This window comes from Archangium minus, assembly GCF_044360475.1.
Lineage (GTDB): Bacteria > Myxococcota > Myxococcia > Myxococcales > Myxococcaceae > Archangium > Archangium minus.
Map to the genome: position 1 here is coordinate 12,942,208 of NZ_CP043494.1, position 23,413 is coordinate 12,965,620.

Annotated in this window: 26 protein-coding genes; 13 read left to right on the forward strand and 13 right to left on the reverse strand. The window is 66.7% G+C overall.

Features of this window, described 5'->3' with window-relative positions:
* Window positions 1–50: 50 nt before the first annotated feature.
* Window positions 51–1,070 carry a fascin domain-containing protein gene (locus F0U60_RS53445; protein ID WP_395812241.1) on the reverse strand — a complete coding sequence of 340 codons (1,020 nt, stop codon included), beginning with the start codon at window positions 1,068–1,070 and terminating at the stop codon, window positions 51–53.
* Window positions 1,071–1,304: 234 nt separating this feature from the next.
* Window positions 1,305–1,760, reverse strand: coding sequence for a nuclear transport factor 2 family protein (locus F0U60_RS53450; protein WP_395812242.1), 456 nt, complete (start codon window positions 1,758–1,760; stop codon window positions 1,305–1,307).
* Window positions 1,761–1,994: 234 nt separating this feature from the next.
* On the opposite strand from F0U60_RS53450, the gene F0U60_RS53455 reads away from it, so the two are divergent.
* The 7 genes from F0U60_RS53455 to F0U60_RS53485 all read left to right on the forward strand — a co-directional run bounded on the left by F0U60_RS53455 (window position 1,995) and on the right by F0U60_RS53485 (window position 6,501).
* Window positions 1,995–2,558 (forward strand): TetR/AcrR family transcriptional regulator, encoded by a 564-nt coding sequence (locus tag F0U60_RS53455; protein ID WP_395812243.1) that lies wholly within the window; start codon window positions 1,995–1,997, stop codon window positions 2,556–2,558.
* Between the two features lie 116 nt (window positions 2,559–2,674).
* Window positions 2,675–3,001, forward strand: coding sequence for an ArsR/SmtB family transcription factor (locus tag F0U60_RS53460; RefSeq protein ID WP_395812244.1), 327 nt, complete (start codon window positions 2,675–2,677; stop codon window positions 2,999–3,001).
* Window positions 2,998–3,444, forward strand: coding sequence for an SRPBCC domain-containing protein (locus F0U60_RS53465; protein WP_395812245.1), 447 nt, complete (start codon window positions 2,998–3,000; stop codon window positions 3,442–3,444). Before F0U60_RS53460 ends, F0U60_RS53465 begins: the two co-directional genes overlap by 4 nt.
* The gene (locus F0U60_RS53470) at window positions 3,441–3,701 is read left to right on the forward strand and encodes a hypothetical protein (protein ID WP_395812246.1); all 261 of its coding nucleotides are present in this window, start codon (window positions 3,441–3,443) and stop codon (window positions 3,699–3,701) included. Before F0U60_RS53465 ends, F0U60_RS53470 begins: the two co-directional genes overlap by 4 nt.
* 183 nt (window positions 3,702–3,884) lie before the next feature.
* Entirely contained in the window at window positions 3,885–4,310 is a 426-nt protein-coding gene (locus tag F0U60_RS53475; RefSeq protein ID WP_395812247.1) for a DUF1801 domain-containing protein, read from the forward strand.
* 49 nt (window positions 4,311–4,359) lie between these two features.
* Window positions 4,360–4,929, forward strand: coding sequence for a DUF1801 domain-containing protein (locus F0U60_RS53480; RefSeq protein WP_395812248.1), 570 nt, complete (start codon window positions 4,360–4,362; stop codon window positions 4,927–4,929).
* A 222-nt stretch (window positions 4,930–5,151) separates the two neighbouring features.
* Window positions 5,152–6,501: a hypothetical protein gene (locus F0U60_RS53485; protein WP_395812249.1), complete on the forward strand. Its 1,350-nt coding sequence runs from the start codon at window positions 5,152–5,154 to the stop codon at window positions 6,499–6,501.
* A gap of 39 nt (window positions 6,502–6,540) precedes the next feature.
* Here the strand turns inward: F0U60_RS53485 and F0U60_RS53490 are convergent, their stop codons facing one another.
* Window positions 6,541–6,981 (reverse strand): GNAT family N-acetyltransferase, encoded by a 441-nt coding sequence (locus F0U60_RS53490; protein WP_395812250.1) that lies wholly within the window; start codon window positions 6,979–6,981, stop codon window positions 6,541–6,543.
* Between the two features lie 653 nt (window positions 6,982–7,634).
* Here F0U60_RS53490 and F0U60_RS53495 point away from each other — a divergent pair.
* Window positions 7,635–8,708 carry a hypothetical protein gene (locus F0U60_RS53495; RefSeq protein WP_395812251.1) on the forward strand — a complete coding sequence of 358 codons (1,074 nt, stop codon included), beginning with the start codon at window positions 7,635–7,637 and terminating at the stop codon, window positions 8,706–8,708.
* Window positions 8,709–8,781: 73 nt separating this feature from the next.
* Here the strand turns inward: F0U60_RS53495 and F0U60_RS53500 are convergent, their stop codons facing one another.
* Window positions 8,782–9,666: a LysR substrate-binding domain-containing protein gene (locus F0U60_RS53500; RefSeq protein WP_395812252.1), complete on the reverse strand. Its 885-nt coding sequence runs from the start codon at window positions 9,664–9,666 to the stop codon at window positions 8,782–8,784.
* A gap of 146 nt (window positions 9,667–9,812) precedes the next feature.
* Here F0U60_RS53500 and F0U60_RS53505 point away from each other — a divergent pair, with 146 nt between their 5' ends.
* Both F0U60_RS53505 and F0U60_RS53510 read left to right on the forward strand, forming a co-directional pair.
* Complete coding sequence (locus F0U60_RS53505; protein ID WP_395812253.1) at window positions 9,813–10,220, forward strand: tautomerase family protein; 408 nt, start codon at window positions 9,813–9,815, stop codon at window positions 10,218–10,220.
* Window positions 10,217–10,780: a DUF4865 family protein gene (locus tag F0U60_RS53510; protein ID WP_395812254.1), complete on the forward strand. Its 564-nt coding sequence runs from the start codon at window positions 10,217–10,219 to the stop codon at window positions 10,778–10,780. The genes F0U60_RS53505 and F0U60_RS53510 overlap by 4 nt, the downstream gene beginning before the upstream one ends.
* A 238-nt stretch (window positions 10,781–11,018) precedes the next feature.
* Here F0U60_RS53510 and tnpC read toward each other — a convergent pair whose 3' ends face one another.
* Window positions 11,019–12,479 (reverse strand): IS66 family transposase, encoded by a 1,461-nt coding sequence (gene tnpC, locus F0U60_RS53515; RefSeq protein ID WP_395806238.1) that lies wholly within the window; start codon window positions 12,477–12,479, stop codon window positions 11,019–11,021.
* A gap of 479 nt (window positions 12,480–12,958) precedes the next feature.
* Between tnpC and F0U60_RS53520 the strand changes: the two genes are divergently transcribed.
* The gene (locus tag F0U60_RS53520) at window positions 12,959–13,228 is read left to right on the forward strand and encodes a hypothetical protein (RefSeq protein ID WP_395812255.1); all 270 of its coding nucleotides are present in this window, start codon (window positions 12,959–12,961) and stop codon (window positions 13,226–13,228) included.
* A gap of 159 nt (window positions 13,229–13,387) precedes the next feature.
* Window positions 13,388–14,434: a hypothetical protein gene (locus F0U60_RS53525; RefSeq protein ID WP_395812256.1), complete on the forward strand. Its 1,047-nt coding sequence runs from the start codon at window positions 13,388–13,390 to the stop codon at window positions 14,432–14,434.
* On the opposite strand, the gene F0U60_RS53530 is transcribed toward F0U60_RS53525, so the two are convergent.
* The 6 genes from F0U60_RS53530 to F0U60_RS53555 all read right to left on the reverse strand — a co-directional run bounded on the left by F0U60_RS53530 (window position 14,421) and on the right by F0U60_RS53555 (window position 20,060).
* Complete coding sequence (locus tag F0U60_RS53530) at window positions 14,421–15,278, reverse strand: lysostaphin resistance A-like protein (RefSeq protein WP_395812257.1); 858 nt, start codon at window positions 15,276–15,278, stop codon at window positions 14,421–14,423. The genes F0U60_RS53525 and F0U60_RS53530 overlap by 14 nt on opposite strands.
* 115 nt (window positions 15,279–15,393) lie before the next feature.
* Window positions 15,394–18,108, reverse strand: a complete 2,715-nt coding sequence (locus F0U60_RS53535; RefSeq protein ID WP_395812258.1) for a tetratricopeptide repeat protein — start codon at window positions 18,106–18,108, stop codon at window positions 15,394–15,396.
* An 18-nt stretch (window positions 18,109–18,126) separates the two neighbouring features.
* The gene (locus F0U60_RS53540) at window positions 18,127–18,924 is read right to left on the reverse strand and encodes a sigma-70 family RNA polymerase sigma factor (protein WP_395812259.1); all 798 of its coding nucleotides are present in this window, start codon (window positions 18,922–18,924) and stop codon (window positions 18,127–18,129) included.
* 82 nt (window positions 18,925–19,006) lie between these two features.
* A complete protein-coding gene (locus F0U60_RS53545; RefSeq protein WP_395812260.1) occupies window positions 19,007–19,411 on the reverse strand; it encodes a hypothetical protein in 405 nt (134 codons plus the stop codon).
* Between the two features lie 85 nt (window positions 19,412–19,496).
* Entirely contained in the window at window positions 19,497–19,751 is a 255-nt protein-coding gene (locus F0U60_RS53550) for a hypothetical protein (RefSeq protein ID WP_395812261.1), read from the reverse strand.
* Window positions 19,752–19,880: 129 nt separating this feature from the next.
* Window positions 19,881–20,060: a hypothetical protein gene (locus F0U60_RS53555; protein WP_395812262.1), complete on the reverse strand. Its 180-nt coding sequence runs from the start codon at window positions 20,058–20,060 to the stop codon at window positions 19,881–19,883.
* 173 nt (window positions 20,061–20,233) lie between these two features.
* Here F0U60_RS53555 and F0U60_RS53560 point away from each other — a divergent pair, with 173 nt between their 5' ends.
* Complete coding sequence (locus F0U60_RS53560; protein WP_395812263.1) at window positions 20,234–20,653, forward strand: hypothetical protein; 420 nt, start codon at window positions 20,234–20,236, stop codon at window positions 20,651–20,653.
* Window positions 20,654–20,746: 93 nt separating this feature from the next.
* Here F0U60_RS53560 and F0U60_RS53565 read toward each other — a convergent pair whose 3' ends face one another.
* A complete protein-coding gene (locus F0U60_RS53565; protein ID WP_395812264.1) occupies window positions 20,747–21,646 on the reverse strand; it encodes a hypothetical protein in 900 nt (299 codons plus the stop codon).
* A 180-nt stretch (window positions 21,647–21,826) separates the two neighbouring features.
* A complete protein-coding gene (locus F0U60_RS53570; RefSeq protein WP_395812265.1) occupies window positions 21,827–23,356 on the reverse strand; it encodes an FAD-dependent oxidoreductase in 1,530 nt (509 codons plus the stop codon).
* Window positions 23,357–23,413 lie beyond the last annotated feature (57 nt).

Consider the following 23,413-nt stretch of genomic DNA (forward strand, 5'->3'; position numbering starts at 1 on the left):
GGATTGCCAGCTGGCGGCTCGGCGACCAACAACTTCAACCCGAGTGGGAATCAGTCGCAGCCGCTCCCCTGGGTCGGACCGAGGTCCGCCCATTGGATCCTGCCGTCAGGGACTCCCCAGCGCTCGTTGGTATAGCTCTCGAGGTCGATCAGCGCGTCGGCGTCCCCCCTGTTCTGGGTGCAGCAACCAGAACAGTCCGAGTCGGCGCACGTGTCGAGCACGGTGACCACGATGGTCTTCGAGCCGGACCTCAAGCAAAGGTCATGGAGCCTGAGCGCGTTCATGTTGGGGAACACCGCGGCGATGTTGTGCGCCGCCACCCACGCCTCCGACTTCTTCCCTTCGCACGCCGCGAACTGCCCTGCCCACGTGCAGCCGTTGTACTTGATGCACTCCTCGCTACCCGGATCCGGGTACGACGTGTAGTGGGTCTTGTTGGCGGTCTTCCAGACGAGGCCGGGAGAGTCACAGCGCGTAGCGGGAGGCGGCGTCGTGCCTCCGGACAAGCCAGAGATCGTCAACTGCTCCCACGGGCCGAGCGCGGCGCCATACGCGAACACCGTGCTGCCGCCGCCGTTCTCCGCCGACACCCAATTGCCAGTCGTGACCGTCTGCAGGCCGACGATGTCGCCGTTGGCGATCGGGCCGCTCCCGCTCTGCTTGACGATGCGGAACGTCTCCCAGCCAAGGCGATTCCAGCTGGCGGCGTTCAGCGTCGAGCCGCCGCCGTTCGCGGCCTGAAAGTACTGCCCGGTGCCCGCGATGATGAAGATCGAGTCTCCACTCTCGAGGGCCCCGCCGTTGATGTCATCGATCGTGAACTTCTCCCACTCTTGCGCGACCGTCGCCGTCGCGATCACCTCGCCGCCGCCGTTGTTTCGAGCGCCCACGTACCGATTGCCGAGCACCGTCTTGAAGCTCACGCCAGAGGTGAGCAACGGACTCGTGGCGGCCTCTGTTACGTCGTCCTGCCCGTCAGGCGAACTGCTCACCGGCGTGCACGCGCCCGTGAGCAACAGCGCCGAGCACGCGGCACGAAGGAACAGCTTTGAACGGTCGAAATGGAGCATGAATCCTGCCTTGTTGAACGGGCGGAGGCTGAAATTTGCCCTCACGCCTACAGAGACGCTTGCGGCTGGATTCGGGTCATCGGAATCCCCTGGTCGAAGGAGAAGGACCGGGGCCGTCACGCAGAAGTCACCATCGTCAACCTACTGCCCACGTCGCCGGGACAAGCCCATGCGGCAAAGGGCGGCGCCGACCCCGGCATGAACCAGGGCCGGTGGGCCGCTCATCACCCGGCCTCAGGTGAGGAACGAGGCACCGAGGTTCTCGGAGCCGAGGGACTTCATGGCGACCAGCGGGTTCCAGAAATCCACGTAGCGGGAGATCTTCCCGTCACGCGTCTCCACGAGCGAGATGTACCTCTGGTCGTAGGGGCGGCCCGTCGTCAACGCCTTGCCCTCGCTGGCGAACTCCGCCACCACCAGCGACGCGTCGGTCGTCTCGTGGAATCGCAGCCCGTTGAACCGCACCTGGAAGTGCTTGGGGAAGTTCTTCATGTACTCGTACAACTCGCCCTTGCCGGTGACCTTCTTGGGGAAGCCCTCCGGGCCGTAGGGGAACTCCAGCACGCCGTCCTCGGTGAACAGGTCCACCCACTCGTTGATGCGGCCGCTCGACAGGTACTCGAGGTGGTTGGAGAACGTCTGCTGCGCCTGCTTGCGAATCGCCTGGGTGTTGGTGTCGGTGGTGCTCATGGTGGACTCCCTTGTTGGGCACTTCGAGAACAATGAGTGATTGACCACTCACAGATGAAGCCTGAAAAAAGGGCCGCTCGGCGACCCGTGAGGAGTAATTAACCACTCACAGTTTTAGTGTCAAGCGGCAGGAAGCCCAGAGCCGTGGATGCCTGTGGAGTCTGGGGCGCTGTGTGGTGGGGTGTGGAGGTGGAGGACCTTGACGGTGAGTGGAGTGAGCAATTAGTTACTCACATGCCCGTGACTTCCCGGAAGCTGTCCACCGCCGACGAGCGCCGCAGCACCGTGCTCCGCACCGCCATCCAGGCCTTCGCGGCGCGGGGCTATTACGGCACGACCACCGCGGAGGTGGCCAAGGCCGCAGGCATCTCGCAGGCGTACGTGTACCGGCTCTTCCCCGACAAGGAGGCGCTGTTCGTGGCGGTCATCGACCACTGCGCCGCGCTGCTGCGCGAGAACATGGCGGATGCGGTGGCGAAGACGCGGGGCCTCGAGCCGGAGACGGTGCTGGCCGCGATGCGGACCGCATACGCGCGGCTCATCCAGGACGACCGTGACCTGCTGCGAGTGTTGATGCACGCCAACTGCGCGGCTTCGGAGCCTCCCATCCGCGAAGCCATCCGCGCCTGCTACGCCAAGCAGGTGGAGTACGTGCGTAGCGCGGCCGGTGCGTCCGACGACCAGGTCAGGAGCCTCATCGCGGATGGGCTCCTGACCAACGTGCTCGTCGCCATCGGCGCCGACGAGGTCGACGCGCCTTGGACCCGCACCCTGTTCGCCGGGAACGAGCGCGCCTGAACCCCTCGGATGGACGCTGCCTACGGCACGCGTCCTGTCCGCCCCTGTCCAGAGTCACCCCAAGCGGCCCGCTCCGCGTACTTGACGACTCATAAGTGACGACTTATATGTTCCTCATGAGAGCGGCCGCAGTCGAAGACAAGATCTTCCAGGCGCTGGCGGACCCCAGTCGCCGGGCGATCTTCGAGTCACTCACGCGTGGCGAAGCGGCGGTGAAGGACCTCACGGCGCGCTTCTCCATCTCGCAGCCGGCGGTCTCGCAGCACCTCGCCGCATTGAAAGACGCCGGCCTGGTGAACGGCCGACGCGAGGGGCGCTGTGTCTACTACCGGGTGGAGCCGCGCGGGTTGAAGCCGCTCATCGACTGGCTCGCGCACTACCGCTCCTTCTGGACGGAGCGCGTCGATCGCCTTGAAGCACTCCTGGAGAAAATGGACGAATGAACCTCATCGACAAGACCGCCCCATCGCAAACCGAATCCATTTCATTCGAATTTGATTTGCATCATTCGCCGCAGAAGGTGTGGCGCGCGCTCACCGACCCCGTGCTGCTCACCGAGTGGCTCCTGCCAGTCACCGGGTTCAAGCCCGAGCTGGGGACCGCGTTCACGTTCAAGACGCAGCCGTTCCCAGGTTGGGATGGCACCGTGAACTGCCGGCTCCTCGAGTGCGAAGCGCCTCGGAAGATCAGCTACACGTGGGTCGTCGGCGACATGGCCTTGGACACCGTGGTGACCTTCACGCTCACGCCCACGGCGTCGGGCACCCACCTGGCTCTCGTGCAGTCGGGCTTCAAACCGTCCCAGAAGCAGAACTTTGGTGGCGCGCGCTACGGCTGGAAGATGATGGGCGGGAAGCTCGTCGACCTGCTCGCGAGGATTTCATGAACCGCTCCGATTCGGGCTCGTCTTCAGAGGTGGTCTCCGTGAACTGGACCAAATGGATTCGGCAGATCCACCGTTGGCTGTCCATTGCCTTTACGTTGGCTGTCATCGCCAACCTCGTCGCCATGGCAAAGGAGAAGAATGTCGTCTGGGTGGGCCTCTTGGCGCTATTCCCGCTCATCGTGCTTCTGTTCACCGGCCTGTACTTGTTCGCGCTGCCGTATGTCTCCAAGTGGCGCAGTGGGCGACGCACCGGATGAACGTGCGGCCGACCGCACGACGAAAGGCCGCGTCGGCCCCACACGAATGGAAACCCAGACATCCGCGAAGGCGATAAGCTCGACGAGGCGCAGATGGCGACATGGGTGAAGCAGACGGCTGCGGTGCCCGGCTGGGTCCCGTAGCCGAAACAGAGAGATGCGAATCATTCCGACGAGGCGGAAATGACACGTTCCGAGGCCAGACAAGAAGGCGAGTCCGCAGCACAGCTCATCAGCAAGAAAATCACGGAGCTCGGCGACTGGCGCGGTGAGATGCTCGGTCGGATCCGCGCGTTGATCAAAGAGGCAGACCCCGACATCCTCGAGGAGTTGAAGTGGAGGGGGACCCCGGTCTGGTCGCACGAGGGGATTGTCTGCACTGGCGAGACCTACAAGAAAGTCGTGAAGATGACTTTCGCCAAGGGCGCCTTCCTGAAGGATCCTTCCCGCCTCTTCAACTCCAGCCTCGAGGGGAACGTGCGACGCGCCATCGACATCCACGAGGGCGAGGAGCTCAACGCGCCTGCCCTGAAGGCACTCATCCGCGAGGCCGTGGCGCTGAACGTTTCAGACAAGAAGGCCGCGCCCTCCAAGCGCGGAGGCCGCTGATTTCGCAAGCTCGCCAGGTTCCGCGTATGACGTGGTGACGGAGTCCGTAATGCCCGATCAAGCGAACGCAATGACCAAAAGGACGTCCAAGAAGTCGGCGAAGGACGCAAAGAAGGCCGCCGCCAAGCAGGTCGCCCGCAAGCCCACGAAGGCCACGGCGAAGAAACTGCCGGCGCACGAAGCAGTGCCCAAAGCCACCGGCACCGCAGTGGCCGCGAAGCCGACCCTCCTCTCAGGCGGCAACCCTCAGATCGCGAAGGCCTACGGCGACGCCGCCGTGCAGGCCTACATCGCGGCCATGCCGGGCTGGAAAAGCGACGTCGGGCGCCGCCTCGACGCGCTCATCGTGCGCACCGTCCCCGGCGTGCGCAAGGCGGTCAAATGGAACTCGCCGCTGTACGGAGTCGAGGGCCAGGGCTGGTTCCTCGGCATCCATTGCTTCACGAAGTACGTCAAAGTGGCTTTCTTCCGCGGCGCATCGCTGCGTCCTGTCCCGCCCGGCGAGTCCAAGACCAAGGACACGCGTTACCTCGACATCCATGAGGACGGCCGGCTCGACGAAGCTCAGTTCGCCGCTTGGGTGAAGCAAGCCAGCGAATTGCCCGGCGAACGAATGTGAGCGAAGTCGCGGATGTAGGCCGCCGTCTCGGCCAGGGCCTTCTCGCCCGTCGCGGGGGCGGCTGCTGCCCGGTGGCCCGAGATGATGTGGCGCTGCGCTTGTCAACCTGCTCGATGTTCTTGAGCCACCCGCGCTCCTCCACGAACTCGAACTGCTTTCCGTCGATCTGAGTAGTCCGGGAGCGAGCTATGGTTATAGCGACCAGCCAGAGGTGGCTTGCCCATGGACAGAGACTCCTCCAACACGCAGTCCCGAGAACCGGCGGCAGAGGAATGGGGCCGGCTGTATGTGACGCGGAAGTGCATCGGCGCGGCCACGTGCCGCAACTTCGCCCCAGAACTCCTGGGCGAGGTGGCTCCTACCCATGCCGAGCGTGATGACGGCGACAAGCAACCGAGCGGTCCCTCGGTGTTGCCGGGCTCGCATGACCCGGGGGCCTTCACGGGCGTGTTGCGCCAACCGCGAAACAAAGAGGAGTACCTCGCGGCACGGACCGCGGCGGCGGCGTGCCCGTTCAGCGCGATTCGGCTTGAGCGGCCCTCGGCACGCATTCCTCCGGGAGAGCTGGGGTCGCCGTGGCGTGATTGGCCACGCCGCCTCGAGGACAATGTCTGGGTTCTCGGGCATCCCTCGGCGGAGAACGCCGGTGCACTCGCCTACTTCATCGAGCTGCCAGGAGGGGGGCTGCTGGTGGATGTGCCCAAGCCAAGTGAGGAGCTGTTCCTCTGGCTGGAGCAACAGGGTGGGGTGCGCTGGCTGTTTCTGACGCACCGGGACCATGTGCAGCACCATGCCGACTTCGCGAAGCGCTTCCCAGGCTGCCGCCGCGTGATGGGCGCCGCGGACGTGAACCCGAAGGGGGGCGGTTACGCTGCCGCCACGGGCGACGTGGAGTTCAAGCTGGGCAGTGGCCCGGGCCCGATGACGCTCGAGGGGACGCCCATCGCGGAGGACGCACTGGCGGAGGCCGAACTGGCCGTGCTTCCGCAGCCAGGCCACACGCCTGGCTCCTTGTGCCTCGTGTACCGTGGCCGGTTTCTCTTCACCGGAGATCACCTCGGGTACTCACGGCGCCTGGGCCACATCGCCGGGTACCGGCTCCAGTGCTGGGAGGATTGGGAGCGCCAGTGTGCCTCGGTGCGCCGTCTGAAGGAGTGGGCCGATGCGGGCCGGCTCCGGTTTGCATGGCTCCTGCCTGGGCATGGGGACTGGCACTGCTTCGAGGACGCGAGCGGCCCGGCCTCCGCCTCGGCCGCACTCGCGAGAGGGCTCGAATGGATGGAGCGGCAGCCCCCTGGCCGGCTGCCGGCGTCTCGCTTCGTTCTGCTCCTCATGAGCCGCATGAACCCGCGCAGCGGTTTCGCCCGCTTCGTGCGTGCCATTGGAGGGGAGGGAAACGATGCATGGCTCCTGCCGCGCGCCACGAGGCGGTATGTGAATGACTATGATCCGGCCAGGACCCGGACCGCGATTCGCCGTGTGCAGGCGCTTGCCGTCGCCTCGCTCGCGCTCGTCGTATCGCTGATATGGATTGGAGCACACGTCGTCAGCTCACTGCTTGCGCGGCAGTGACTCGAACCGCGAGGAGTCCCATGCCTTATGGAGGCATCGTTACCGTGCCCCCAAAGGGAGCTCCTGACGGAAGTGGAAGGAGCTGATGTGCATGCCCTCGCGGAAGTAGAAGCGGTGGGCTCGGGTGCGGTGCGTTCCGCTGTCCAGCTCGAGCGTGCGGCAGCCCTCCGTCCGTGCCCGCTCACGCAGCCAGCCGAGCAGGCGCGCGCCGTGGCCCCGCGAGCGCTCCTCCCCGTGGGTGATGAGGTCGTCCACGTACAGGTGCAGCCCCGTGTGGAGCATTTCGATGAGTCGCCAGCCGGCAACCGCGCGCACCTGCCCGTCCTCCCGCACACAGGTGAGCCGGTAGCCACTCCCCGTCATGCGCCGCCACATGGCGAGGAAGGTGGCCTCGTCCAGGTGCGGGCGCAGCTGGTGCATCACCCGGAAGCACGCGGCGGCCTCCGCCTCTGTCGTTACCTCGAGCACTTCGATACGCATGCAACTCCTCCGATGAAGAGGGCCGCAAGCGTGCGTCCGATCTGGTCCGTCCGGAAGGTCCAGATTCGGGAAAACGAATGGACCAGTGCGGCTTCACCTTCCCCGCCGCGCCGTCCCTTCCCGCCGCAGCACGGCGGGGGTGAAGCCCGTGGCAAGTCCGGGGGGGTTGGTGGCCCGCCCGTGGCGAGTGGGAGGGCCCGGGATGCGGGCGCAGCGGAGGCGGGAAAGGTGCCGCCATCCGGGGTGGATGGCGTGCAGCCGAGGGAGGAAGTGGGGAGTCATGTCGAATTGCCTCAGGAAGTGACGAAGTAGTATCCCTCCTCCTGGATCGCGAGGTTCACCTGTCTACGCCGAGCCTCGTTCTCGTTCGAGTCCCGCGTTTCAAATTCTTTGACACCCCCTCGGAAACTCAATGCCTGCGAAGTCCGACAGCAGGTCCAGTGGGAATAAAGTCATTGTCTTGATGGGGGTATTGGGGGGAGTCGGGGCAATAGGAGCCTGTCTGCTCCTGGTGATGTGGACGACTCAAAGTGCCCCGCAGAATTTTTCAACAACCTGCTAATCATTTGTGCCAACACCAGCACCTTTACAGTGACAACCCTCATAATCCTCATTACCTTGAGAAGACCTGAAAGCAAGGGAGGAGCTTGAGAATGTTTCAGCGTGCTTGGATGCATGGAAGGCGGAAACGACGGACCCTGGGAATCGTCGCCTTGGGGGTGCTCCTGGTTGTCGGCGGGGCGACCATGGGGGAGGCCTCGGCAACGACTTCAACGACGACCGCGCAGCCGACCTCGACGACCACAGCATCCAGTTCCGGGAACACGTTTCCTGATCGTTGGAGTGTCGGTGCGCCGGGTGTCGGAACGTACAGCCAAACCGACGCCCAGCTTCCGGTGCCGGCCGGCTACACGGTGATCTCACCACCCAACGGCGAATTCGACCTCTATACCTGCGGATCCATTGTACTCGACCACGTCTACATCCGCGGATTCATCTACCTCGGAACGCACTGCTCGGGCACGGTGACGATCAAGAACTCGATCATTGCGCCTCCCCCAGGTACCACCCAACGGAGCATCCTCAACAACTCGAACGGTGGACTCACGCTCAACATTATCGACACCACCATTCGTCCGGAACCCGTGCCGCTCGGCGGAATCAACGCCGCCCTCACGGATCACGCCACGAACGGATGCGCTCCAAATTGCTACATCAACATGAACCGTGTGGACGTGGCGAACAGTGGTGGCATGTGTCTCTGCGGGGAGAACACCACCATTGAGAACAGCTGGTTGCACGACAACTACATCGCTCACCTGGCCGATCCATCGGAGGCTCACACGGGTGGCGTGTTCCCGTACGGCGGTAGCGGTCCGGTCACCATTCGGAACAACCGTCTCGAGCCGGGCTTCAATGCCGGGACCGGGCAACCCGTGGACAACTACTGGCAGGCGATCACCGCAGTGCTGTTCACGCAGGGAACCGGTGACACGGTGTTGCGCAACTACGTCGCCGAGGGCAACTTCATCTCTCTCGGGGCATTCGACGTGGGTGTCGAGAACGGTGAAGGCCTCGTCTTTCGCAACAACGTGTTCGGTCCGAACCACTGGGGAGAGACCACGACGTGTAGCACGGGTTGCGGCGTCACCTACGCCGACTGGTCGGGCAACGTGAAGGGAGATATCAACGGCGTGAAGACTTCCGTGGTGGTGCCGCACCCGTAAGGCGAGGCTGTGTCAGGAGACTCGTGGGCGGCCAGGCCTTACGCGCCGACAGCCGCACACGCTTTGCCGACACCTACCGAAGCCGGCCTCCCAGCTCCGCGACGCGCTCACGCACGATTTCAAGCAGCCGCCGGCAAGCCGGCGCAGGCTCGGCTTCAGCCCGATGAATGGCAAGGCCGAGTTCAGGTAGCGCCGGCAGACCGTATTCCCTGGGGCTCAGGATACGTAGGTTCGGCGTCATGCCGAAATGCGTGCGCACCGTGACGCCAAGCCCCGCGGCGACGGCCGCCCAGACACCGCCGAGGCTGGGACTCGTGAACACGAGCCGCCACGGAATGCCGGCGCGATCCAGCGCCTCGGTCGCCATGCTGCGCACCAAGCACGGCGCTTCGAAGGCGACCAGGGGCACCGGCTCGCCGCGTTCGCCCCAGGGGCCAGGTAGCCGGTCGGCAGGTCCGATCCACTGCAGCGGATACGCGCCGACCGGCTCCATGTGCGGGGTACGGTTTCCCGTATGCCATGCAAGCGCCAAGTCGAGCTTCGCCGTCTGCACCTGCGTCACCAGTTCCCCGTTGCGCGCGACCTTCGCTTCGATGCGCACGCCCGGATGGCTGCGCGCGAAGCGTCCCAGCACCTCGGACAAGAGGTGCTCGCAGAAGTCCTCCTGCAAGCCGAGCCGTACCCACCCCTCCAGCTCCAGGCCACCTACCGCCATACACGCCTCGTCGTTCAGCTCCAGGATACGGCGCGCATAACCGAGCAGCACCTCGCCAGCGTCCGTCAGGCCCAGGCCACGCCCTTCCTTACGCAAGATCGGCGTTCCCGCCTGCTCCTCCAGTTTCTTCAACTGCGCGCTGACGGCGGAGGTCGAGCGGCCCAGCTTGTCGGCGGCCTTGGCGAAACTGCCGAGCTCCATGCCAACGCTGAAGCTGCGCAACGCATCCAGATCGAAATTCACCCTGCGCATGCAACCATCCCGCTTTTTCGAACGATCGATTCGAAACTTCCCGATTTTATTAATTATCATGGCTGGCTAGCATGTCGCTGTCAATCAACACAAGAAACCAACGCAATGAGTACTCTGGTAGGAAGGAGCCGCATGCCATGCCCCTCGCCCGTATTTCGCTGCGCAGAGGACGATCGCCGGCGTTCTTGAAGGCGCTGTCCGACAACGTGCATCGCGCGCTCGTCGAGGCGTTCGAAGTGCCCCCGGACGATCGTTTTCAAATCATTCATCAGCATGAACCGGAAGAACTGACATTCGACCGGCACTACCTGTGCGGTCCTCGCTCCGACAACTACGTCCTGGTCTGCATTACGGCGGGCAGGCGCCGTACGAGCGACGTCAAACAGGCATTCTATCGGCGACTGGTCGAATTGCTGGCCGATGCGCCCGGACTCCGGCCAGAGGACGTCATGGTGGTCGTCAACACCACCGAGGCCGAGGATTGGTCGTTCGGCCGCGGAATCGCAGCAGTACCCCGTGTTTCCATTCAGGAGGAGTCACGATGATTGCCATGCAATACAGCTTTGTTCTGCCCGCCGACTACGACATGTCGATTATCGGCCGCCGCATCGCCGAAAAGGGCCACCTCATGGATGGCTTCCCGGGCCTGGTATTCAAGGCCTATCTCAGCGCCCAGAAGGCGGTGCAGCAGCCGTCGGACTCCGAGAACCTGTATGCGCCGTTCTACCTTTGGAAGTCACCTGCGGGGATGAATGATTTCCTGTGCGGACCGGGCTTCGTCAGCCTGACGCAATCGTTCGGCTGGCCGAGCGTGAAGACCTGGTCGGTATGGCATGCGGAAGTGTCGCCGCGAATCACGCATGCGCGTTTCGCTACGCGCGAATCGGGTTCCATACCGCCCTATGCCGCGCTCGATGCCCTGCGCGCATCCGAAACCGGACGCGCGAAGGACTGTGTGCACGAGGACGGCGCGCTAGCGGCGCTCGTCGGATTCGAGCCGACCACCTGGACCCTGGTGCGCTTTCAGCTTTGGGCCGAGCGGCCCTCCAGCGACCGGTTCGAGGACCGCCATATCTACTCGGTCGGGCACGTGTCCACGGCGTAAGGCTCCTACTGACATCACTATACGCCTCCATCGCCTTCAGTATCTTCCAGTGGGCGCGCTGCAGCAGTCCGTTCGTGCTCCTACGATCCGACGCTCCCGTCTTCGCCTGGCGCGAGCGGATATCTCATACTATGATATAATATTACCTAACTTGAAAAGCATGGGTTGAGGCTCTAGGAAGGCGCCGGCCATCTGAAAAGCAGATGAGCCCATTGTTCAAGGGTAACCGTTCACCAGCTCAGGCAGCGAGAGCGAGCTGAGGTGCGGGCGCGGTGGGCAGGAGGGAAGGCCCGCGCAGGCCGCGGCGGTGCGCGGCGAGGGTCTCAGTCAGAAAGGCGAGCACGTCACGGCCCTGCAGCTTGAGGGTGGTGGTGGCGGTGAAGATGCGCTCCACGAAGCGGCTGCCCTCCTGGCTCTGCGTGCCGAAGGACGTCTTCCTGTACATGACGGCGTGGCGAATGCATTGCTCGCCGAAGTTGTTGGTGGGCTCCAGGCCAGGCACATCGACAAACGTCCACAGGCACTTCTCCCACTGGAGGATTTCCCGGGCCATGCCGGCCGTCTTCTTCTCCGCCCGTCGTGCTGCCTTGCGCAGCAGTTGGCCCACTCTGCGTTCCACTGCGCGCATGCGCTTTTCAAAATGCCCGCGTGTCATGGTGCCGTCGCGCACGCGGTGGTACCACTTGAAGAAGCGATTGCGCTCGCGCATGAGCTCGCGGCCTATGCGCCCACCCCGGCCTCCCCTGTCGATGAAGCCCTGGAAGTCGCGTGTGAGGTGTGCCCAGCACAGCTGCCTCAGCCCCGCGTCCACCCACTCGTAGGCGCTCCACCTGTCGGTGGTGAGGAAGCCCGCGAAGTCCGCGCCCAGTAGCTGGCGGGCCACCTTGCCGCCGCGGCTCGTGGCGATGTGGAACACCACCACCAGCGCCGTGGCCACCACCCACAGCCAGGCGCGAGTGGCCCGGCCGCCCTCACGTCCTTGCGCGAAACCCGTCTCGTCGGCGTTGGCCGCCTGTGAGGCCCGCACGTAGTCGAGGGCTTCGGCCGTCGCTGGTGCGAGCGCCTCCGCCATCTCGCCCTCCAGGTTGCTGACGCTGCCCACCGACAACTCCACCCCCAGCACGTCGGACAAAGCGTCCTTCACCAGCCGCTTGGACAGGCGGTACTTACCCACCAACAACGAGGCGAGCGCTGCGAGCCGGTCGCCGAAGGCGCTGCGCGCGTGCGCGGGCACATCCCCTCGCGTCACCACTCCGCAGTCAGGGCACTGCAATGCATGGCAGCGGTACTCGGTGACAACGGCCGATAGGGGCGGCACCTCCACCACCTGGTGACGCCGGGGCGCGCTGTCCTGCCCATACAACCGTCGTTTGCAACCCCTGCACTCCCCGGGCACCAACTCCACCACGTGCTGAACCTGCTCGGGCGGCAGCAGCGCGCGCTCGTGCTTCTTGTGGCCGGGCTGTCCACCGGGACGCCGGCCCGTGGGCTTCTTGCGCTGGCGCGGGGTGCCGGGGACATCCGAGGAGGGCGGCTTCGAGGAGTTGCTCGAGTTCTGCTTGAGCCGCGCCTCCAACTCCGCCACGCGCGCCGTGAGTGCTTCCACCTTCGCCAGCAACTCGGCGATGCGCGCGTCTCGCTCTGCCACCATCGCTTCCAACTGCGCGATGCGCGCGTCTCGGGGGTCGACCTCGGCCATGCTTCTGCTACACCACGTATGCCGTCCCCTTGTCCAGCACCACTTCTCCGGTCACCTCCCCTCTGCCTCCTCCTCAACCGAGCCTGCGCGGTGAACGGTTACGTTCAAGGAACAAGCCCATGCTGAAGAGACTGTCGTTGGTGTTCGCCGTGGTTGCGCTGGCCGCCTGCGGAGGCATCCAGGCAGAAGATGACGCAGTGGACACCGTGGAGGCCGAGGAGCTCGGCTCCACCGAGTCTGCGCTGACTCAATGCGGAACCTCCTGTCCAAGCGGCTACTACCCCCAGAGATACTCGTGCAACTACTCCTGCGGCTCGTGTAGCAGCGCCACGCCGAACCAGGTGGAGTGTTTTCCCAACAGCGGCACATTCAACCAGTGCGGTATATCGTGCCCGACCGGTTGGCACTCGACGTCCTTCTCGTGCAACTACTCCTGCGGCGGCTCGTGTAGCAGCGCCAATCCGAACCAGGCCACCTGCGTGCCCAACTCCGGCACGTTCACGAAGTGCGGCAGCTGGTGCCCGGACGGTTGGCATGCGACGTCCTTCTCGTGCAACTACTCCTGCGGCGGCTCGTGTAGCAGCGCCAATCCGAACCAGGCCACCTGCGTGCCCGACTCCGGCACCTTCACGAAGTGCGGCACCTGGTGCCCGACCGGTTGGCGTGCGACGTCCTACTCGTGCAACTACTCCTGCGGCCCCTCGTGTAGCAGCGCCAATCCGAACCAGGCCACCTGCGCGCCCATCTGATTCGTAGCAACCCGACGCACCGCCTGGGTCCTGGTGGAACCGGGCGGTGCACTGCGGGAAACGTCACCGTCGTTCGTCCTGCGCTCCGGGTCCGGATCGAAAACGATGCTGTCGCCGTCCGGACCCGTCTCGTCGCACCTCACCTACAAGGAGTTCCCCATGTACCGTCTGCTCGGAAAGATAGGCTTCACCTTGCTCATGGCCGCTGCCACGGCCGTGCCTTCCAAGGCCTTCGCCCAATCGTGCTCCACTTCGACCGCCTACTACGGCGAGCTGCTGCAGGTCGCGGACCTCGACGGCAACGGCACCAATGAAGCCGTCTGCAACGCTTACAGCGAGCTCAACGTGGTCAGCGGCACGACCGCGACCCGCTACCCGCTGAGCAACACCTACTGGACGCTGGCCTCCGTCATCGACGTGGACGGTTCGCCAGGTGCGGAAGTCGTGCTGAAGCAGGGCAACCAGCTCACGATCATCAAGCATTACTCTCGAACCACGTCCTACTTCAACATCGGCGCCACGTGGGAGATCGGCGCATTCGCCGACGTGGACGGCATCGCCGGCAACGAGATCGCCGTCACCACCCCGACCCAGCTCCGCATCGTGTACGCGCGGACCGGAACCATCACCGATCATTACGTGGGCACGGCCTCCCGGGTGGCCACCGGCGCGGTCTCGGATATGGACGGCAACGCAGGCAAGGAAATCCCGCTGGAGGCGGGCAGCAACCTGATGATCTACGGCCGGAGTGCCGGACTGCGCAGCTTCTACATCGGCGGCACCAACTGGAAGGTCTGCACCGAGATCGCGAACTGTGCCAGCGACATGAACGGCGTGACCGGCGCCGAACTGCTGCTCGCGCTGCCGAGCGAAGTGCGGATCGTGTCGCTGCAATCGGGAACGATCACCAGCTATTGGATCGGCAGCCAGTACGCGACGCTGCGCGACGGTGTGCGCGACTTCGACGGCGTCGCCGGCAACGAAATCGCGATGGCCCAGGGCGGCACCGGCAATCTGCTGCTCCTGCGTCCACGCGCCGGCTACCTGCAGACCATCAACGGTGCCGGCACCTTCGGCAGTTCGTGGACGCTCGTCGACTACGTCAATCTTGATAGCGTGGCCGGTGACGAGATCCGGGTCCGCTCCAACACCAACAACCGCATCTACCGCGTCTACCCGCGTTCGGGCACGGTCAGCGCGGAGTAATTCCCTTCGCCGCGGCACAGCGCAGGAGGACGGCCGTCGCGATGAGCAGCACCCCCAGCGTGACCACCGAACCTTCCAAGCCGTAGGCGCCGCCGGTCAGCCATTCCGAGCCGCTCAGCTGCCCGGTCAACAGACCTTCCTTGGCCGGGTGGCCCGAGACCGCAATCGACCAGACGGTGCCCAGCGTGTAGTTCCAGCCGATGTGGATGCCGATGGCGAGCCAGAGGCGGCGCGTCACGAGGTAGGCGGCCGTCAGCAGCACGCCCGCCACCACGGTGACGGCAATGGCCAGCACGGTCGCCGAGGAGCCCGGAATGTGAGCGAGCCCGAACAGCACGGAGGAGATCGCGAGCGCCGGCCAGGTGCCCAGCGCACGCTCGGTGATGCGGAACAGGAGGCCGCGGAACAGGAGCTCCTCCAGCACGCCGACAAACACCATTTCGCCGATCGGCACGACGAGGGCGAAGCTCCATGGGTTCATCCGTGTGAAGTGATAGGCGCCCGCGGCGGCCAGGGCGGCGATGGCGGCCCCCACCATCACGAACCCGAGCCCCAGCCCAACCGCCACTTCGGGCACGGCACGAGCGCCGGACGTTTCCGCAGCCTCGCGTTTTTCGGCCCGCCGCACATGAAAGCGGTACGCCAGAAGCGCCACCACGGCGGACAGTACCTCTGGCCACACTGGCCGATACGCCTTCGCCACATACGAATGGATGATCGCTTCAGGAGTGAACGCCGCCAGCACGAGCACGAGGGCGCCGAGGACGATGCGCACCAGGGGGAACTGGAAGAAGCGCCGGGTCCACGGAGGGCGGGGCCCCGTCATCTGAGCTGCCGTGCTCATGTCGTTTTTCTCTTCTGGGTGGTTGTGGTGCCGGGGCGCATAATATCACTAACTATATAAGTTGTTATATAAAGTCAGGGATGCCTACGCGCTGCCAGGATGACGCTGGTGGCGCTCATGGCGCTGGGGCTGCTCGAACCGCGGAGCTGAGGCCCAGCTCCGCGAGGACCCGCTCCGCCTTCTTGAGCTCCGCGGGGAGCAGGTAGGGGGTGTTCACGTAGACGCGATGGCCCTCCCAGGCGAGCTGGCGCGCGCGCGGCACGTTCCGGCCCGAGCGGAACAGCCACCGGGCCAGCTCCAGCCGGGTGTTGGCGGCCTGGTACGCATCGAGGGGCTCGAAGGCCGCGAGCGCCCGCTCGAGCAGCGCCAGTCCCTCCCCTACCCGGCCGAGCCGCGCCTCTACCTCGCCCAACAGGCGCCAGGAGGAGGCCGGGCGCGTGGGGTGCATGTTGCCCTGGCGCGCGTAGTGCTCGAGCGACTCCAGGGCGTGGTACCGGGCCTCCTCCAGCCGGCCGAGCTCGAGCATCACCTCGCTCAGCATGCCGTGGGTGACACCCAGCACCTCCGCGTTGGGGGCCCGGCCTCGCAGCTGGAGGTCCAGGGAGCGCTGGAAGAGGGCCAGGGAGTCGGCCAGCGCGCCCTGCTCGAGTGCCACCCGCGCCTCGAAGAGCAGGAGGTTGAACACCGCGGGGTGCTCCGGGCCCAGGGACGCCTCGCCCTGCTGGATGGCCTGGCGGAACATGGCCCGGGCCGCGTCCAGGTCACCCCGGCACTGATGGCCCCGGCCCAGCGTCACCAGGATGTCGAGCCCGGGCGACGCGTCCGGCGGAGACACCCGCTGTGTGAGCACCCGGGCGCGCTCGATGTGCTTCAGGGCCTCGGCGCACTGCTTCTGCTCCATCAAGACGCCGCCCAGGGTGCTCTCGAACCGGGCTTCCAGCTCCGAGTCTCCCCCCAGGCGCTCCACCGCGGCCTGGGCCTCGCGGACGAAGGGAGCATTCACGGTCGGCCGTGCCAGCATGTCTCCATAGACGAACAGCAGGGAGATCCGGGCGTCGGCCACCACCCGGTCGTACCGTCCGGCCTCGGCCGTCCACGCCGCCTCCAGCAGGGTGCGCTCGGCCTGCTCCACCTGGAGGAGCGTCATGTACAGCCTGCCCACCTCCAGGAGCACCTCCGCGCGCGTGGGCGCATGCTCCAGCCGTGCCGCCTCGTCGAGGGTCCGGAGGGCGTGCTCCAGCGCGAGCGGGTACTGCCCCGTGGCCGAGAGGGCCCGCGTCTCGCTCAGCCGTTGGGCGATGACGTCGGCCCGCTCGCGCAGGGGACCCTGGGCGGGCAGGCCCTGGAGAGCGGCCTGGGCATTGGGCGCGGCGCACGTCTCCAGGGACGGCAGCCTCCAGGTGGCCGACACGGAGGTGTCCGTCCGGGCCCCCTCGCGGGCGAGCAGCTCCGTCAGGGCCTGGACGTCGCGCGCCCGCCGCTCCAGGCAGTGCATGCGCGCATCGAGCAGGGCCTCGGACTGCTCGCCGTGCACGCGCGTGGCCTCACAGGCCTTCGTGTAGTGCTCCACCCACGCGCGGGTATACGTGTCCAGCGTGCCCTGGACGCCCTTCCACGTGGCCGCCCCAGCGGAGGGATTCTTCTCCAGGGCCTCGCGCACGACGCGCTGCCGCTCCGCGTCCCAGACGCCCTCCCACCGGCGGGCCCCCGCCTGACACGGCGAGGGCTCCTCGCGCGCTCCGCCCAGCACGCCCCCCGTCACCAGCAGGCCCAGCGCGGCCGTGCACAGCAGGGGCAGGCGCCAGGCCGCGAGCGGCTCGCGCGCCAGGGCGGCCAGCAGCTCGGGCATGGAGGCGAAGCGCTGCTCCGGGGTGGGGTCCAGGCCCCGCTGAAGGGCTCGGCGCAGGTGTCCGGGCACGCCCCGCTTCCGGGGGAGCCGGGGCTGCTCCTCCGCCTCCGCATCCGGGGGCCGTTCACCGTGGAGCGCCTCGTACAGCGCGACACAAAAGCTGTACTGGTCGGCCCGGGCATCCACCCGGCCTCCCTCCCGCTGCTCCGGCGCCATGTACGCCGGCGTGCCCGCGCACGCGCCCCTCCAGGTGGTGACGGACGTTCCCGACGGCGCGCGGCCTCCTCCCCCTGGCCCCTCCACCTGGCGCGCCAGCCCGAAGTCCGTCACCTGCACGCGCCCGTCTCGGCGCAGCAGGACGTTGGCGGGCTTGAAGTCCCGGTGCACCAGTCCCGCCGCGTGCGCCGCCGCCAGTCCCTCTCCCGCGGCGAGGAACACCCCCAGCACCTCGCGCCACGAGCGCCGCCGCTCGCGCAGCCACGTCTCCAGCGTGCCCCCCTCGGCCAGCTCCAGCGCGAGGAAGAGCCGCTCGCCGAGCACCCGCGCCTCATAGACGGTGACGACGTTCGGGTGCGACAGCCGCGCCAGCGCCTGCGCCTCGGCCAGCAGCCACCGGTGCCGCGCCTCCGGCGAGTCCCCCAGCGAGGACGCGGGGTGCAGCAGCTTGAGGGCCACCTTGCGATCCAACGCCGGGTCGAACGCGGCGTACACCGCGCCCATGCCGCCCACGCCCACCTGCCCGAGGATGAAGTAGCGATCCAACCGCGCCCCGGGCATCAGCGGCGGCTCCCCGCACGCGCCCTCGCCGGAGGCCTCCAGGCTCTCGGCCCGCGCCAGCTCTCCCACCAGCCGCTGGCAGAGCGCGCAGCGGTCCAGGTGGGCGTGGAGCCGGTCCGTGCCCGGCGCGGACAGGGTGCCCGCCATGAAGTCCAGGAGGAGGTGCTCCTCGGGACACTCCAGCGCCTGCTCTGGGAGGCTCATCCCCACCGGGTGTCTCCTTCACTCCAGGGCGCGCGCCAGGCTCACGTCGAGCTGGCTGCGCAGCTGCCCCACGAGGCTGTCCAGCTCGGAGACGCTCAGCGCCAGGCGCTCCTGGAGCTGGCGCCGCATCTGCGTGAGCACGCTCTCGCGCGCGCTCGCCATCCGGCGGCTGACGGTGGACTTGTGCGTGCCATCCATGCGGGCGATCTGCTCCACGGTCAGCCCCTCGAGGAAGAAGAGGCGCAGGAAGTTGCGCTCGCGCGGGGGCAGCTCGCGCAGGGCGGCCTCCAGCGCGGCCTTGAACTCGGGGGCGTAGCGGTGCTTGAGGAGCGTCAGCTCGGGATCCGGCCCGGGCGCGGGCAGCTCCAGCAGGGAGGTGTCGGACTCGAGGGGCGCACCCGTGCGCTGCTGGGCGAGCAGGTTGAGGGCCTCGCGCAGGGCCACGGCCCGCAGCCACTGCACCAGGGGGCCCTTGCCCGCGTACTCCAGCAGCTTGGGGCGCTGGCCCTCGCGGGGCAGCAGCAGCTTCTGGCGCAGCCGCTGATGGACCTCGTCCACGAAGACGCGGTCCGGGCGCAGGTGGGTGATGGCGGCGCCGACGAGCGACCCGAGGCGCCGCTCCAGCTCGCCGAGCGCCCACGCGTCCCCCTGCGCGCAGGCGAAGGCGAGGTAGAGCTCCACGGCCTGGCCATGGCCCTCGGGGTGGGCAGCGAGGGCGCGCAGGAAGGCGTCCCGATCGACCTGGATGTCGGGGAGGGCCTCTCGCACGCGAGCGGCGAGCGCCTCGAGGTCCGAAACAGGGGGGAAGGTGGACATGGGGACGGGTGGGGGGCCCGTCAATGTAGTACACCTTCGGGAGCCCCCTCCCACTACACGTCCACCCCGCGCCGCCATTGCCTCAGAGAGGACAGGTCCAGGAGTTCTGGGAGCAGAAACACTGGCCCACCCACTGGTTCTGAATGCAGCAGTAGATGGACGACTTGTTCGGGGAGCAGTACCCGCCATGCTGGCCCGTGCAATCGGGCATGGTGGCGGTGCACTCGGTCGGAAAGGGCTCAGGGGGCGGGCAGTAGGTCGTGACGCCATCGCACGTCACGCTTTCGCTGCCGGCCGAGCACGTCGAGCCCGTACAGGAGATGCTGGGTGACATCCCGCAGCTGTTGGAGCAGGTGACCAGGGCCGCCGAGGTGGTCCCCGTCTCCTCCACTTGCGATGGAATTTGCTGCGACGGCAGCTCAGTACCCCCACAGCCCACGAGCACGGCACCCACGAGCACGGCGAGCGACAACAGATGGCGGTTCATGACCTCTCCTTGGTGTAGAGGGGAGCGGGGCCAGGAGGGCCACCGTCCCATTCTCCAGGACAGGCGCCCCCGCCATTTGTTGCGATCAATAAACGCAGAACCAGCGGTTGATCACACAGGTACAGGTGCCCGGCGTGCCGGCGGCGCTGCAGCAGTCGCGCTCCGCCCGCGGCTCGGTGCAGGCCCGGCCGCTCACGGCCTCACATGACACGAGCGTGGTGCACGCACTCAGCGCCTCGGTGGCGCGGCCCGTCTCCTCCTCGGGTGCCACCTCGGTTCCACCACAGCCCACCAGGACAGCACCCACGAGCACGGCAAGGGACAACGCACGGAGGTTCATGGCCTCTCTCCTTATCTAGAGGGGAGCGGAGCCGGGGAGGCCGCCGTCCCATCATCTAGGACAGGCCCTGCTGCCGTTTGTTGCACGCCCTGGGGAGCCCTGCGCGTCACACGCCCCCGGCCGCCAGTTTCAGTGCATGACGACGGAAGGTGTCTGTGGGTGGGTGAAGAACTCGGGGAAGGTCGCGGTGAAGGTGGTGGACCGGGGCTGACTCCCATCACACGGAGTGCTCAGGTAGCCTCCAGCGCCTTGAACGTTGATGTGGTTGCCCGAAAGAGCTCCCTCGACGATCAGGGTCGAGGGGCTCACGATGGTGAGTGAACCCACCGCGAGCCAGCCCCAGCTGCCAGCCGTACACGACGGGGGGTTCGAACCTCCGAACATCTGGACATGTCTCAGGACGCGTGATGGCGCTCTCGGCGTAGCGGCCATCAGGCTATAGGATTGAGCCGTCCTGGATCTGCGGCAAACTCGTGACGACGATGACAGAACATCCGCCCGACCTCGACCTGGCGCACCTCAGCCGGCTGGCCCAGGAGGACGTACGCCTTCTCTGGGTGAACGACTTCTGGGACGGAGCCCTTGAGGGAATCGCCGAGTACCAGGGAGAGCGCTGCCTCTTCGTGGTGGCCGAGCCGCACCTCGTCGGGGCGCACGACGAGATGCGGCGCTGGGTCCTGTACCGCCTGACGACGGAGCAACTTCAAGAAGAGGAGCGCTGGCACGCACTCTTCGTCGCTCACGTCGGCGGCCACTTCGACCACACCGGGACTGCACCTCACGAGGCAGAGCAGCACGACCCGGCTCGTTTCTACGGAGCGTATCAGGCTGATTACCGAGCCCCGCAACTCGAACGAAGTCAGGCAGTGGGGTGGTTCTCTGCATTCACCGTCCGGAGCTGAACGGCTCGAACTCTTTGCAAACAGGCCCTCGTCCACGGGCGCGGACACCGTCACCGACCCCCTGGGCCGAGCCCTTCGCAGTGAATGGGCTGCTCAATGGATGCGGAGTACCTGCTGGCACGCCTGGGGCAACAGCCGCGAGGACCTTCCCGCGATGCACGAGATGACAGTCGGCATGCCGCGCACCACCGCACCGGCGAAGTACGCTTCCCGCCGTTCACTTGAGTCAAGCATGCGCAGGTACGTGCACTCTGTCCTGGCGCCGTCGATGGTGCAGGGAAGGCGCGACTCCAGATAGCTCGCCCGGGGGACGTCCTTGAACGTCAGCAGGCCCTCCCGCACGGAGTCCCGCAGACGGGAGGCATCGGGGAGCCGAGTCCAATCGAGCCGTGAGCCGTCGCCGCACTCAATCCGGCCGCTGCCATTCTCCGCCGTGAGGTTGCACCCGTCAGGCGCGACGAGCTCCCGGCCCGCGAGCGCGGCATCCGATTGCGCCACGGCCACCCCCTCCTCGGGGAGGGCCCTCCACGGGTGCGCCGCGAGCTGCTCCAGCACCCGCCCACAGCGGGCCTGCAGCTCCGGCGTGCCGCGGGCCTTGCAGAGGACCCGCCGCGCCCCCTTTCCCTTCATCGGCACGACGGCGAACACCGAGGCCTCCTGCGCCTCGGGCACCTTCGCGCGCATGCGCAGCAGGCGCACCTTGCGGCCCGCCAGCGTGGCCTTCGCCACCTTGAACGTCACTCCCCCCGCGGCCTGTCTCTGGAAGGTGCGGCGGCTTCGCTGCCACAGCCTCTGGGCGGAGACGCCCGCGTGGTCCGAGAGGATGGCACTGAAGTCATCGCACGTGTAGCTCCACCCCTCACCGCCGAACGGCTCCGCCGTACAGCCCGCCAGAAGAGACTGCGGGCCCGCGTGGGCGGACAGCGGGCACACCGTCGCACAGAGCAGAAGGGCCAGGGCCGGCAAGAGGCGGATCGAAGGGGCGCGAATCAACGGCGCTCAGCTTATCAGGACATCAAGTCGAGGAGGGATGGGGGCCCTGTTGAAGGCGTGGGGGCCGCTTGGCTGTCGCAGGCCCCGCCCAGGACCGGGGTGGAGAGCAACCCGGGCCCCAGGCCCCCCAGCTCGGCGTAGAGGTTGGCCGCGCTCGCCCCCTTCTCCTCGGCCGCCTGGTCAGAAGCCGAAGCGGGCCTTGAGCACCGTGTCGACCGTACGGTAGGCCCCCATCGCCCAGCCCGGACGGGTGCTCCACGCCTCGCCAACGAGCATCAGGTCTTCACGACCTTTCAGCGGCTCGATCGACCAGCGCTCGATCTCGGCGATGGTCATCGAGGTCCCGGAGCGCACGTAGTACCAGCCGGCCGGCCACACGTGGAACGTCGTCTCGAGCGGCTTGGGCACGGCGACTTGCTGCCCCAAAGCGCCCGTGTTGAACGTCAGGTTCAGTCCGCGCACGACTTCGGCCTCCACGGCCGGAAGACCGCCCTTCTTGAACAGCTCTTCCCAGAAGGCGACGCATTTTGGCTCCTCGGCATAGACGGAGCGAAGGACGTGCGCTCCGGCCAGGTAGGGCTCTCGAGGGATCTCCGTGTGCTGGACGCAGTGGTCGGTGGTGTAGACCCGGAACGGCTTGCCGGTCAGGTCCTCGCGCTTCGGGTTGTCCACGGTCTCCCACCAGGGCGCGCTCCAGCGCTGGTTGATGACCACGATGCGGAGCGGGAGCAGCGCCTGGTACGCGGGCTGCGCGCGAAGCTCTTCCGCGAGCGGGCCCTGGACGAAGTCGAACCCCGACGGCGGCGCCGCGATGACGAGCTTTCGCACCTTCACGTCGTAGCTCGGCGTTCGCAAGACGTAGCCGGCGCCCGGGCCGGGGCCTGCGGCATCGAAGGAGAGGAGCGGCTCGGACGTGTAGATGCGCACGCCCCGGGCCGCCGCCTTCTCGGCCAGCTTGAGTGGAAACATGCTCATGCCGCCGACGGGGTAATGGTTGACGCTCGAGAGTTGCATCTCCTCCTCGAGGATTTCGATGTAGCTGGCGGCGGAATGGGAGAGGTCGAAGTCGGAGTGGAATCGCGACACGCTGCGCAGGTACTCGACCGCGGCCGGGCCAGCGACGGCCTCGACGAAGTCGCGGAAATTCGGATACGCCTTCGCCTTGGCCTTCTCGCGCAGGAGTAGCGCGTAGAGCTCGTCCTCGCGCGTCGTCGCCGGATCATTGTCGAGCGGCCCCTTCAGCCCCGGGAAGAGCTCGACGAAATCGTCGGGGGAGTAGCCGAAGTGGCCTTTGACGAGCATGAGGTGGCCGCGCGGCGCTGGCGTCTCGAGTTTGATGTCGAGCTCGCGTGCCAGCTCCTTCACGTACTCCTGGCCGTCGTTGACACGACGCGCACCCCGCCCAACCCGCACGCCGCCAAGCGTCTCGTCGCGCAAGCGCCCGCCGACCTCAACCTCCTTTTCGAAGAGGCAGATGCCCGCGCCGAAGCGCGGTGCCAGCCGGTACGCCATGTAGGTCCCGGCCGGGCCACCACCGACGATGCCGATTTCACACGAGAGGGGCCGCCGCTCGGTCGCCGCAACGCGCGTCGTCGCCGGGTCATGGACCTTGCAGCCCGCCGTGACAAGGAGTGCCACCACACCAAGCACGACCGCCCACGGCGCGGCACGGCTCCTCTGGCTCACGGTCAGGTTGGAACTGCTCATCATGGGAGGCCGGTTGTTCATAAAATACATGTTTTGCTGTTTTTGCTCCCATAAGACGCT

Bases quoted from the DNA above. Each gene is read 5' to 3' on its own strand.
- F0U60_RS53455 (WP_395812243.1), top strand. From the start codon at position 1,995: ATGCCCGTGACTTCCCGGAAGCTGTCCACCGCCGACGAGCGCCGCAGC.
- F0U60_RS53570 (WP_395812265.1), bottom strand. From the start codon at position 23,356: ATGATGAGCAGTTCCAACCTGACCGTGAGCCAGAGGAGCCGTGCCGCG.
- F0U60_RS53545 (WP_395812260.1), bottom strand. From the start codon at position 19,411: ATGAACCGCCATCTGTTGTCGCTCGCCGTGCTCGTGGGTGCCGTGCTC.
- F0U60_RS53550 (WP_395812261.1), bottom strand. From the start codon at position 19,751: ATGAACCTCCGTGCGTTGTCCCTTGCCGTGCTCGTGGGTGCTGTCCTG.
- F0U60_RS53460 (WP_395812244.1), top strand. From the start codon at position 2,675: ATGAGAGCGGCCGCAGTCGAAGACAAGATCTTCCAGGCGCTGGCGGAC.
- F0U60_RS53535 (WP_395812258.1), bottom strand. From the start codon at position 18,108: ATGAGCCTCCCAGAGCAGGCGCTGGAGTGTCCCGAGGAGCACCTCCTC.
- tnpC (WP_395806238.1), bottom strand. From the start codon at position 12,479: ATGGCCGAGGTCGACCCCCGAGACGCGCGCATCGCGCAGTTGGAAGCG.
- F0U60_RS53480 (WP_395812248.1), top strand. From the start codon at position 4,360: ATGCCCGATCAAGCGAACGCAATGACCAAAAGGACGTCCAAGAAGTCG.
- F0U60_RS53450 (WP_395812242.1), bottom strand. From the start codon at position 1,760: ATGAGCACCACCGACACCAACACCCAGGCGATTCGCAAGCAGGCGCAG.
- F0U60_RS53445 (WP_395812241.1), bottom strand. From the start codon at position 1,070: ATGCTCCATTTCGACCGTTCAAAGCTGTTCCTTCGTGCCGCGTGCTCG.
- F0U60_RS53490 (WP_395812250.1), bottom strand. From the start codon at position 6,981: ATGCGTATCGAAGTGCTCGAGGTAACGACAGAGGCGGAGGCCGCCGCG.
- F0U60_RS53530 (WP_395812257.1), bottom strand. From the start codon at position 15,278: ATGAGCACGGCAGCTCAGATGACGGGGCCCCGCCCTCCGTGGACCCGG.
- F0U60_RS53470 (WP_395812246.1), top strand. From the start codon at position 3,441: ATGAACCGCTCCGATTCGGGCTCGTCTTCAGAGGTGGTCTCCGTGAAC.
- F0U60_RS53540 (WP_395812259.1), bottom strand. From the start codon at position 18,924: ATGTCCACCTTCCCCCCTGTTTCGGACCTCGAGGCGCTCGCCGCTCGC.
- F0U60_RS53495 (WP_395812251.1), top strand. From the start codon at position 7,635: ATGTTTCAGCGTGCTTGGATGCATGGAAGGCGGAAACGACGGACCCTG.
- F0U60_RS53505 (WP_395812253.1), top strand. From the start codon at position 9,813: ATGCCCCTCGCCCGTATTTCGCTGCGCAGAGGACGATCGCCGGCGTTC.
- F0U60_RS53560 (WP_395812263.1), top strand. From the start codon at position 20,234: ATGACAGAACATCCGCCCGACCTCGACCTGGCGCACCTCAGCCGGCTG.
- F0U60_RS53475 (WP_395812247.1), top strand. From the start codon at position 3,885: ATGACACGTTCCGAGGCCAGACAAGAAGGCGAGTCCGCAGCACAGCTC.
- F0U60_RS53465 (WP_395812245.1), top strand. From the start codon at position 2,998: ATGAACCTCATCGACAAGACCGCCCCATCGCAAACCGAATCCATTTCA.
- F0U60_RS53525 (WP_395812256.1), top strand. From the start codon at position 13,388: ATGTACCGTCTGCTCGGAAAGATAGGCTTCACCTTGCTCATGGCCGCT.
- F0U60_RS53510 (WP_395812254.1), top strand. From the start codon at position 10,217: ATGATTGCCATGCAATACAGCTTTGTTCTGCCCGCCGACTACGACATG.
- F0U60_RS53485 (WP_395812249.1), top strand. From the start codon at position 5,152: ATGGACAGAGACTCCTCCAACACGCAGTCCCGAGAACCGGCGGCAGAG.